10 protein-coding genes are annotated in these 10,506 nt (G+C 37.1%); 4 read left to right on the forward strand and 6 right to left on the reverse strand.

Going from position 1 to position 10,506, the window contains the following annotated elements; translation table 11 throughout:
- Positions 1-255: 255 nt before the first annotated feature.
- A complete protein-coding gene (locus PN497_RS15350; RefSeq protein WP_096565577.1) occupies positions 256-1,638 on the forward strand; it encodes a cytochrome P450 in 1,383 nt (460 codons plus the stop codon).
- 52 nt (positions 1,639-1,690) lie between these two features.
- On the opposite strand, the gene PN497_RS15355 is transcribed toward PN497_RS15350, so the two are convergent.
- Entirely contained in the window at positions 1,691-1,954 is a 264-nt protein-coding gene (locus PN497_RS15355) for a hypothetical protein (RefSeq protein WP_096565575.1), read from the reverse strand.
- A gap of 150 nt (positions 1,955-2,104) precedes the next feature.
- Entirely contained in the window at positions 2,105-2,359 is a 255-nt protein-coding gene (locus tag PN497_RS15360; protein WP_096565573.1) for a hypothetical protein, read from the reverse strand.
- Positions 2,360-3,113: 754 nt separating this feature from the next.
- On the opposite strand from PN497_RS15360, the gene glgA reads away from it, so the two are divergent.
- Positions 3,114-4,595: a glycogen synthase GlgA gene (gene glgA, locus PN497_RS15365; protein ID WP_096565571.1), complete on the forward strand. Its 1,482-nt coding sequence runs from the start codon at positions 3,114-3,116 to the stop codon at positions 4,593-4,595.
- A gap of 361 nt (positions 4,596-4,956) precedes the next feature.
- On the forward strand, positions 4,957-5,178 hold the full coding sequence (locus tag PN497_RS15370; RefSeq protein WP_096565569.1) for a hypothetical protein: 222 nt from the start codon (positions 4,957-4,959) through the stop codon (positions 5,176-5,178).
- 255 nt (positions 5,179-5,433) lie between these two features.
- Here PN497_RS15370 and PN497_RS15375 read toward each other — a convergent pair whose 3' ends face one another.
- Together PN497_RS15375 and yidD are read right to left on the reverse strand one after the other, a co-directional pair.
- Positions 5,434-6,129 carry a M15 family metallopeptidase gene (locus PN497_RS15375; RefSeq protein ID WP_096565567.1) on the reverse strand — a complete coding sequence of 232 codons (696 nt, stop codon included), beginning with the start codon at positions 6,127-6,129 and terminating at the stop codon, positions 5,434-5,436.
- Between the two features lie 92 nt (positions 6,130-6,221).
- Entirely contained in the window at positions 6,222-6,467 is a 246-nt protein-coding gene (gene yidD, locus PN497_RS15380) for a membrane protein insertion efficiency factor YidD (protein ID WP_096572559.1), read from the reverse strand.
- Between the two features lie 113 nt (positions 6,468-6,580).
- Between yidD and PN497_RS15385 the strand changes: the two genes are divergently transcribed.
- On the forward strand, positions 6,581-7,306 hold the full coding sequence (locus PN497_RS15385; RefSeq protein WP_096565565.1) for a diacylglycerol/polyprenol kinase family protein: 726 nt from the start codon (positions 6,581-6,583) through the stop codon (positions 7,304-7,306).
- 97 nt (positions 7,307-7,403) lie between these two features.
- Here the strand turns inward: PN497_RS15385 and PN497_RS15390 are convergent, their stop codons facing one another.
- Positions 7,404-8,513 (reverse strand): NAD(P)H-dependent flavin oxidoreductase, encoded by a 1,110-nt coding sequence (locus PN497_RS15390; RefSeq protein ID WP_096565563.1) that lies wholly within the window; start codon positions 8,511-8,513, stop codon positions 7,404-7,406.
- A 366-nt stretch (positions 8,514-8,879) separates the two neighbouring features.
- Positions 8,880-10,376 (reverse strand): phenylacetate--CoA ligase family protein, encoded by a 1,497-nt coding sequence (locus tag PN497_RS15395; RefSeq protein WP_096565561.1) that lies wholly within the window; start codon positions 10,374-10,376, stop codon positions 8,880-8,882.
- Between the last annotated feature and the right edge of the window lie 130 nt (positions 10,377-10,506).

Consider the following 10,506-nt stretch of genomic DNA (forward strand, 5'->3'; position numbering starts at 1 on the left):
CCCGAATGCTTCGCCCTTACAGGAAAATAGCCTTTTGATAAAATGATAATTTGTCGCCCGAATGCTTCGCCCTTACAGGAAAATAGCCTTTTGATAAAATGATAATTTGTCGCCCAAATGCTTCGCCCTTACAGGAAAATAGCCTTTTGATAAAATGATAATTTGTCGCCCGAATGCTTCGCCCTTACGACTCCTGACTTCTCAATTTTGCTATAAGATATTTAGTCAAAAACTAACATCTACTACAAAACTTTTATGCCTCTACCCACAGGACCCAAAACTCCAGCTACCCTGCAAATGCTACGCTGGGTATTTAGCCCCATGTCCTACATGGAAGAATGCGCCAAAACCTACGGTGATATTTTTACTCTCAAGCTGGATTACAATTTACCTCCTATGGTCTTTATTCATAGCCCAGAAGCAATGCAGGAGGTTTTGAGCAAAGATACCAAAGAATTAGAAGCACCAGGCGATTTAAATCAACTATTTGAAGGGTTACTAGGTAAAAATTCTCTGATTTCTCAAAGTGGTAAAGAACATCAGCGACAACGGCAGTTAATCATGCCTCCCTTACACGGGGAAAGAATGCGAACTTATGCCGATGTAATTAATAATATCACCGAAAAAGTCATCGGCAAACAGCAAATCAATCAACCTTTTAATGTGCGAACAGCTACCCAAGAAATTACTCTGGGGGTGATGATGCAAGCTGTCTTTGGACTTTATGAAGGTGAACGGGCTGAAAAATTACAACACTTACTATGTGAAATTCTGGAAGCAGGTAGTGAAGTTTGGAGAGTGGCTTTATTATATTTTCCAGCGTTACAAAAAGTGATTGGTCTTTCCAAACTTTGGGAAATACAGGAACGTCGTCAAAATAAAGCTGACCAACTCCTGTATGCAGAAATTCAGGAACGCAGAGAAAATCCCGACCCATCACGTACAGATATCCTCAGTTTGCTAATGTCTGCAAGGGATGAAGACGGTCAACCAATGACTGATGTAGAATTACGGGATGAATTAATGACTTTGTTAGTAGCAGGTCATGAAACCACAGCTACAGCCATAGCCTGGGCTTTATATTGGGTTCATAAACTACCAGAAGTCCGCCAAAAATTATTAGCAGAACTTGATACTTTAGGCGAAAATCCCGATTCCAATACTATTTTTAAATTACCTTATCTCACCGCCGTTTGTAATGAAACTTTGCGGATTTATCCCGTGGGAATGTTGACTTTTCCCCGTCGGGTAAAAACCCCTATTTCTGTAGATGGTTATCAACTAGAACCAGGTACAGTTGTGATGGGTTCAATTTACCTCACTCACCATCGAGAAGATATTTATCCCAACTCTAAACAATTTAACCCAGAACGCTTTATAGAAAAACAATTTTCACCATATCAATTTATCCCTTTTGGCGCTGGTGCAAGACGTTGTATTGGTCTAGCATTTGCCCAATTTGAAATGAAATTAGCACTAGCTAAAATCCTCCAAGGTTGGGAAATGGAACTAGCAGATACTCGTGAAGTTAAACCAAAACGCCGTGGTTTGGTGACAGGTCAAGATAAACCTATTCAAATGATTTACCACGGTCGTCGTCAGCAACAATCTCGAACTTTAGAGACAATAGCCGTGTAATTTTTCAGGGGTTAAGAGTCGGTACAAACCAATTTTTAACCCCCGCAAATGATTAAACTACCAAATAGATATCTATTTCCGAAAAATCAACCGTAAAAAGCTTGTTGTCGTTAAAAATCGGAGGTATGTAATATTCACTGAATAAACTATTTAACTCATCACAAAACATATTGAGAGAGAAAGCCGCTAAACCACTACTCCATAAAGGAATAACAGTATTACCTCCTGACGTTGACTCCATTTCTTCTAAAGTCAGTTTCTGAAAAAGCCCATTGACTTGAACAGAATGTAATTCAGTATTCATGATTGCAGCCATTGTCTTAATTTACCAATCCAGAAATGAGCAGGTATGAGAATTTATGATTTATGAGGAGTAAAATCTGTAAAAACAAATGCCCTAAAAAAATGTTTTACCCTCAACCAACTAAAAATTTCTTAATGTCAGTACCAGAATACAAATAATTAATCACCAAGAATTTATGACGACGTATATTGACCTGGAATAGTCTACAGTAGCGACCTTATTATCCGTGATGCCACTATCTACACCTTTAACGTCACCAGTCCCTGTATTCTCCACGTTTCCAGTATTACCCGATATAAAATAATTATTGACGCTCCCACCACTACCACCAGATACAGTCTTTGTTTCAACCACAGATAGCTCACGAAAAAGGCTTCCTGCATTATATTTTAAGTCCGCAATTACTATTTTCTTCATTGTTTTATCCTCTAAATTAGGAGTTAATTCCTTTTAAATGTTTTTGCATAACTAGATTTAAAATAATCCAAATTTCCGATACATATAAAGCTTTATGCACATGATCATAGGACATAAATCCGATCATTTTGTCTAAAAATGTAATTCGTATATTTTAAAATTACTAAGTTCCAATAATGGAAAATTCACATATTAAAAATATTTTTAGATATTATGTCAGAACCTAAACCACACAATTTTGTCTGAAATTTTTACCTTGATAGATTGAGATTACCAAATTACATGACAGCGATTTTCAGGTAAATGAACCACAAAACAATCTTTAAAACCCTTGTAGAGAATTTGCACGCAACGTCTCTACTATGGTCTAACTAGGTGAAAACTGCTGTAATACACAATTTCGATATCTTCTGGTTTGAAGCATACTCTTTTCAGACATAAATCCCAGGATTTTGTCTGGAAACTTAATGCTTTGATAATAATTCTGAGGATAGATTCCCTTGCTGACATCTTAATTTACAGCAAAATGTGGCTTACGCTACGCTATCAGGAGTCAGGAGTAATATCAAGTCCGTTTGAATAGTTATGTTATCTGTGAGGACAGGCAAGAGGCAAGAGTGAAAATGAAAATTCCTACACCCCACACCCAAAAATTCAATCCTCATCTACCATCCCAATACCCAGTTGTCAATGAGTACATTTTTCATAAATTGCTATATAGTAAACATAAAGTTTTGTAAGGCGAGGGCTAGGAATGTACATAGTACAAATTGCCTCAGAATGCGCTCCTGTAATAAAAGCTGGGGGTTTGGGGGATGTTGTTTATGGACTTAGCAGGGAGTTAGAAGGACGGGGAAACACTGTTGAACTTATTCTCCCAATGTATGATTGTATGCGTTACGATCATATATGGGGTCTTCACGATGCTTACCTCAACCTGTGGGTACCCTGGTATGGTGGCGCAGTTCACTGTTCTGTATACTGCGGGTGGGTACATGGTCGGGTTTGTTTCTTCATTCAACCCCACAGTCAAGACAATTTCTTTAATAGAGGTTGTTACTATGGTTGCGATGATGACAACATGAGGTTTGCTTTCTTTAGCAAAGCAGCTTTAGAATTTTTACTGCAAAGTAATAAAAGACCAGATATCATTCATTGTCACGACTGGCAAACCGGTTTAATTCCTGTCATGTTGTATGAAATTTATAAATATCATGGCATGGAATATCAAAGAGTTTGTTACACCATTCACAACTTTAAACATCAAGGTATGGGTGGTGTAGAAACTCTCCAAGCTACCAATTTAAATCGCCCAGAATATTATTTTCAATACGACAAACTGCGGGATAATTTTAATCCTTTTGCGATCAATTTTATGAAAGCAGGGATTAATTACGCCAATGCAATTACCACAGTATCACCAAATCATGCAGTCGAAGCTCAAACCAGTGATGTGGGTTGTGGTTTAGGACATACATTATATTTGCAAAAAGACAAATTTAGTGGAGTTCTCAATGGCATTGATTACGATTTTTGGAATCCCGAAGTTGACCGTTACATCCCTAATAATTACAACTGGGATGAATTTGAACAAAAGGCATATAACAAAAAAGCATTAAGGGAAAGATTGATGTTAGCTCATGATGAGAAAAAACCCATCATTGCTTACATCGGTCGTTTAGATAATCAAAAAGGTGTCCATTTGGTTCACCATGCCATGTACTATGCTTTGAATAGAGGAGCGCAATTTGTATTGTTAGGTTCAGCTACAGAATCAGCAATTAACGCTCATTTTTACCATGAAAAACAATTTTTAAATAATAACCCAGATGTGCATTTAGAACTGGGATTCAATGAAGAATTATCTCACCTGATTTATGCTGGTGCAGATATGATAGTTGTACCCAGTAATTATGAACCTTGCGGTTTAACCCAAATGATCGGTTTAAAATACGGAACTGTACCCATTGTTCGGGGTGTTGGAGGTTTAGTAAATACTGTTTTTGACAGAGATTATGATCAAAATTTACCACCAGAAAAACGCAATGGTTATGTGTTTTATGACATGGATAACCTAGCATTAGAATCAGCAATGGGAAGGGCTATAGATTTATGGTATCAGCAACCCGAAGAGTTTAAAAAATTAGCAATTCAGGGTATGTTGTATGATAATTCTTGGAATATTCCCGGTGCGAAATATTTAGAGATTTACGAATGGATCAGACATAAATGGTAAATCTTTAATTTCCGATACAAAAAAGCTAACTAACCTCTCGTTCCCAGTCTCCAGACTGGGAATGCCATCATCAATTGATAATTGACAATTGATAATTGACAATTAATGTAGAAATAAAATTCAATTACAGATTTGGGCTACTTGGTTATTTTATGCTGTGTTGGTAGATTTAGCTGATGCCGTAGCGGATGAACTAAGCTGTTGTGCATTTAATTTGTATAAGTGGAACAGGCATCTTGCCTGTTAAACAAGAGTTCAGAATATTAGGATTATACAATTTAGCTGTGTAACAGCTTATGACTTAACATTTATTTAAATCAAACGCCACAACCCATGTCAATTAACAAAGGCTTAACTTATTATGGAAACAATTACCCTTCAAGTTGATCCAGAAATTGCCAAAGCATACCGAGAAGCAGAACCCGAAAAACAAAAAAATGCCCTGATTGTTTGTCATCTTATCCTTAAAGAACTCTTTAAAAATACAAGTTTTGAAGAAATTGTTCAACAGATTCGCCAAGAAGCAGAACACAACGGCTTAACTCCCGAAATTTTAGCAGAATTGTTAAAAGATCATTGGTGACAAGTTAAGGAAAAGGAAAAATTGTCAAGGGTAGTATTAACAGAGGTCAAAAAGATGGGAAACTCAATCTAGACAAGTAATTGAGCGATTGAGTCCAAACTATTCCCTATTCCCTCAGGACTTACGCAAAAGGGAACAAAAGTAGGGGTAATTCATGAATTACCCCTACGCAAGAATAAGGTTTTCAGTCACATCTTGCGTAAGTCCTATCCCTATTCCCTGCCTCAACGAAGGGACTTTTTCAGCCAACCCTAATTATTCATTATTGAAACGCCCATAACGTGCGGTTGGCTGATTACACAACCAAGCCCACATTTGATCACCAAAAGAAAAATGCCACCATTCTCTAGGATTACGTTGAAAACCTGCCTTTAACATCACATTTAGTAACAATTCTCGATGGCGATGATATTCTTGATGACAATGGGCATCAGAATGGGCATAATAATCAGGGTGCGATCGCTCAGACATTTCATCAATCGGTGAACCCATATTTACAACTTCCCCATTTTCATCGACTAAAGTAATATCCACCGCAGCACCTGTACTATGGGGAGGAGGAGTATTCATATCTAAACTTGGGACCGCCCAAATTTCATATACTTGCTGCCAAATTTCTTCCCGTTGTTGAGTCGATAAATCACTCTCATTTAATCCCCCGGCTTGCACAGCTTGGGCAAAACTATAATCTACCATAAATTGCTGCACAGCTACCGGGCGATAAGCATCAAATATTTGAATATACCAACCAGGATGTAGCAATTGTAAATAATTTTGTGCCTCAATTAAATTTTCGACCACACTGGCACGCAAAAAATAAGCAGAATATCCCCCATAGTCAGCACCTAATTTTTCATAAGGATGGGGAGTCTCCACCGCAAACAGTTCTAAGGGAATTTTTACTAAAGGTTCACCACATTCAATAATGGAAATTTGGTGATATGGACGCATATTATCAACTCAGCTTGTAAAAGAGTAAGTTTTGTAGTAGGTTTTGAATGAGTTTTCCACTACCCAATTTTCTCCAACCAGTTCTGTATCTGTTACTCCCGATGTTCGCAACAAGACTTTTCCCCAACTTCTGGAACAGGATCATAACCACCAGGGTGGAACGGATGACAACGTAAAATTCTGCAAATAGACATCCAACCACCACGGAACACCCCAAAACGCTCAATAGCTTGGATAGCATACATTGAACAAGTTGGTTGAAAGCGACAAGTCGGCGGAAACAGAGGAGAGATGAATAAGCGATAACCTTTAATTAGCCCAATCAATATTATTTTCATGCCCAAATCGCCTACAGTAGTATTAGGTTTAAATAACAAGAATCACAGTCTCAAAATTATCAGTTGCGTCATTGTTGATTACATAGTTGATTACATAGTTGATTACATTGTTGATGACATTTCTCGGTTTAGAATCTATTCTCCCATTGTGGCAACAAATTTCCGTTGCTGCGGCTTGGGTATTACTTGTTATCTTCGTCGCCTGGTTAGTTAGTCGCTTTACCGACAGTGAACCCGAAATTATCCGTAAAATAGTCCATATTGGCGCAGGTAATGTAATTTTACTGGCTTGGTGGTTCAATATCCCTGCTATTATTGGCATTACATCTGCAATTTTAGCTGGCATTATTACTTTATTATCCTATTTTTTCCCCCTTTTACCAGGAATTAATAGCGTTGGTCGTCAAAGTTTAGGTACATTTTTTTATGCAGTTAGTATTGGGATTTTAGTTGCTTGTTTTTGGTATTTACACCAACCCCAATATGCAGCTTTAGGTATTTTAATTATGGCTTGGGGAGATGGACTAGCGGCTTTAATCGGGCAAAGATTTGGTAAACATAAATATAAACTTTTTGGTGCAAACAAAAGTTGGGAAGGTTCTTTAACCATGACGTTTGTTAGTTTTTTGATGACTGTGTTGATTTTGCTACCAACACAAGGAAACTCTTGGGAAATATGGCTGATATCAATAATTGTAGCTATTATAGCTACATTTTTAGAAGCTTTTTCGTTTCTGGGTATTGATAATTTAACTGTTCCTATCGGTAGTGCAGCTTTGGCTTATGGTTTAATTCAAATATTAGTTTTTAATGGTATAGATTGGGCGAATTTTTATTAAATGTTTATTAAATGTTTATTAAATGCGATCGCCACCGCTAAAGTTATGGGGAATAGGGAATATGTAAAGAATGTTTTCCCCATCTCCCCATTTTCTATCAACAGGTTAATTCTGCCATTAATTCGGAAACTGAGATGATGCGATCGCCTGATCCCAAATTAGCACCAGAAAAAATTAAACCATTTTCTATGTCTCCACACGCTGCTTTAGAAAGTGCTTGCAGTAAACAATAGGTTTTTTTAGTATCTCTACATAAACAAGATTCTAAACAATTTGCTATACATCTACGTTCTAACAATGATAAATCAGCGTTAGCGCAGCTTATTGAAGATATCGCCATTTCCGCAAAGGCATTTTTTAAAGCACGACTGGGTTTTCCTACTGGACTCGGTACTGTCACAATGTCCTCTGGAGTTGCTCTTAGATGAAATTCTTTATACCGCAAATCAGCATCACATTCTTCTGTAGTAATAAAGCGAGTACCAATTTGTACACCATCTGCTCCCATCCCTAATATCTGATCAATTTCTGTGCGATCGCTTATTCCCCCAGTAATAATTAATGGTATGCTCTTTTCTTGTTGTGCTAAATACTCGCGTAATTCGGTAATTATCCACTCAATGGAAAAACCAGGAAAATTCGCCTGTTCGCACTGTGAAAAATGTCCTCCCACCTTTTGACAATTTTCCAAAATCAAAGCATCAGGTAAACGATTATACTGGCTTTTCCAAGTTTCACAAATCAACTTTGCAGCTTGTACGTTAGCTACACTTGGCACTAAGGCCACATCTGGATAATCTACCGTAAATTCTGGTAAAGTCAAAGGTAATCCCGCACCAGTAATAATTAAATTTGCCCCTGCTGCTGCCGCAGTTTGAGCTAATGTCAAATAATCTCTAGTAGCAACTAAAACATTAACACCAATAATTCCTTCTGGGCTAATAATCCGTGCTTTGCTGATTTCATCTTTCAATGCTAACTGATTAGCTGTAAAAAAACTACCCCGTTGGCGTTTGTGAAAATACAGAGAATTTAACCCTATTCCCATTGAAGCAATGACACCCACTCCACCAGCGTTAGCTACTGCACTAGCCAGTTTAGCACCAGATACACCCACAGACATTGCACCTTGAATAATTGGATAGCGGGCAATGTGTTCACCAATTCGCAAAGGATGAAGGATAGACTTTATACCAGAACTATTCATTAATTAACTAAATAACCTCTAGGTAATCTTATCATTATCAGTGACAATTTCTATGGATGATGATATGATTGTTAATCAATATTTTAATCGTTTACTCGTTCCCATGCTCTGTATGGTAATCAATTAAGAAGTCTCTGACTTCTATTATAGGCAGAGCCTATATCATTGCATTCCTAGTCTGAGACTGGGAACGAGATTAATTATCAATTATCAATTATCAATTATCAATTATCAATTATCAATTATCAATTCTATTATAGGCAGAGCCTATATCATTGCATTCCCAGTCTGAGACTGGGAACGAGATTAACGAGATTAACGAGATTAATTATCAATTATCAATTATCAATTATCAATTATCAATTATCAATTGCGAGTATATCTATGTTTAACACCCACAGGAAAATATTCCAAATCACCTGTAGGTTTTAATTCTACTTGGGGTGTTTGATATTCCCCAGGAACATAATTAGCAAACTCACTATTTAAACGTAACAATTGAGCAAGAATAGAATTAGTAATAGTTGCAGTTTTTTCAATGCTACCTTCTACCCCTGGTGCTAATTCCACAACAATAGATAAAAAGCGATTTTTATCTTGATCTTCTTTTACCTGTAACACAAATTTACCCGTTACCCATTCTCTAATTATCGGTTGTTCTAATCCCACAGTCACATTTTCAGGATAAATATTTGCACCAAAATAGGAAACGGTAAAATTAGCACGTCCAAAAACATAAACAAATGGTAATTGATGTATTCCTCTATTTTCACCCAACTCAGCAACCGGATCAAACCCCCATTCAGCTAAGAATTTCACCATTTCTGAATAACTAATTAACCCCCCATTATCGAAGATATTATATCTAATTAAAGGAATGCCATTATTACCAGAAAATATTAATCTTCCTTCTTCAACTTCAAAAAACCGACTACAAGGATCGTACTGTACTAATGTCGGTAAACGTGACTCTCCAAATAATACTTTTGCTGCTGCTGGGTTTGCTGCTAAAAATCTTCTAATACAAATACTTAAAGGTGTTTCATTTCCTAAAACTCCTGCGTCTGCTGTTCCATACATTGACGCAAAATCATAACAAGGATTTTCTGATCCTATTCTTTCACCTACTAAACTCCGCCATTCTTCACTAAATACTTCTCCTGCCATTACTAATTTAATATGATATTGTTGCCACTGTAAACCATTGGTAATTCCCGTATCAATAACATCTTTTAAAAAGGGTGGATATCCTAATAATACAACTTGTTCAAAATTACCACCTAACTCTTGCACAACTCGCAATATTTCGGTTTTATTATTTCCAGGTGTAATGACTGTAATGGGATAACCTTTAGTTGCTAAATACCGACAACAATTGGTAGTGAACATTCCCCCTACCCATGTTCCCAAGGTAAAACAAATTATTGCTAAGGTGCTTTTATTATCTGCATCAAAACTATCATGAAAAATCTGCTCAAACCGGGTGGCTATTTGTAATTCATCAGTGAAGAAACGCGGCCAAAATGTGGGTTTTCCCGTTGAGCCAGAGGAAGCGGCGATCATATCACAGCTTCCTAATATTCCATCTTTACATAGTTCTGGTAGGGTGTAAAGAGAAATATAATTTTCTTTACAAATAACTGGTAATTTTTGGAAGTCTGCTAAAGTTTGGATTGTTTCTGGGTTGATGTGATGTGATGCTAAAAACGCTTTGTAAGCTGGTACGGTAGCTGCTACAGTTTTAAATAAGTTAATGGCGATTTCTTGGGGTGTAGTTTTTTGATGTTGTTCCAGTGTTTCTGCTAAGGGAGTAGAAACAAATTTTTCTAGTTCTTGAATCGCTTTTTGTGTTTTTGGGTTCATAAGTTAGGAGTCAGGAGTTCAGGAGGTAGAAGAACTAGGGCAAGTTAATAACCCAGTCACCAGTCACCAGTCACCAGTCACCAATCACCAGTCACCAGTCACCAGTCACCAATTACCAATTACCAATTAC

This window comes from Sphaerospermopsis kisseleviana CS-549 (assembly GCF_028329225.1).
GTDB classification, from domain to species: Bacteria; Cyanobacteriota; Cyanobacteriia; order Cyanobacteriales; family Nostocaceae; genus Sphaerospermopsis; species Sphaerospermopsis kisseleviana.

Excerpts from the sequence above, each read along its gene's own strand:
- PN497_RS15385 (WP_096565565.1), top strand. The coding sequence starts at position 6,581 with ATGACATTTCTCGGTTTAGAATCTATTCTCCCATTGTGGCAACAAATT.
- PN497_RS15350 (WP_096565577.1), top strand. The coding sequence starts at position 256 with ATGCCTCTACCCACAGGACCCAAAACTCCAGCTACCCTGCAAATGCTA.
- PN497_RS15395 (WP_096565561.1), bottom strand. The coding sequence starts at position 10,376 with ATGAACCCAAAAACACAAAAAGCGATTCAAGAACTAGAAAAATTTGTT.
- yidD (WP_096572559.1), bottom strand. The coding sequence starts at position 6,467 with ATGAAAATAATATTGATTGGGCTAATTAAAGGTTATCGCTTATTCATC.
- PN497_RS15355 (WP_096565575.1), bottom strand. The coding sequence starts at position 1,954 with ATGGCTGCAATCATGAATACTGAATTACATTCTGTTCAAGTCAATGGG.
- PN497_RS15360 (WP_096565573.1), bottom strand. The coding sequence starts at position 2,359 with ATGAAGAAAATAGTAATTGCGGACTTAAAATATAATGCAGGAAGCCTT.
- PN497_RS15375 (WP_096565567.1), bottom strand. The coding sequence starts at position 6,129 with ATGCGTCCATATCACCAAATTTCCATTATTGAATGTGGTGAACCTTTA.
- glgA (WP_096565571.1), top strand. The coding sequence starts at position 3,114 with ATGTACATAGTACAAATTGCCTCAGAATGCGCTCCTGTAATAAAAGCT.
- PN497_RS15390 (WP_096565563.1), bottom strand. The coding sequence starts at position 8,513 with ATGAATAGTTCTGGTATAAAGTCTATCCTTCATCCTTTGCGAATTGGT.
- PN497_RS15370 (WP_096565569.1), top strand. The coding sequence starts at position 4,957 with ATGGAAACAATTACCCTTCAAGTTGATCCAGAAATTGCCAAAGCATAC.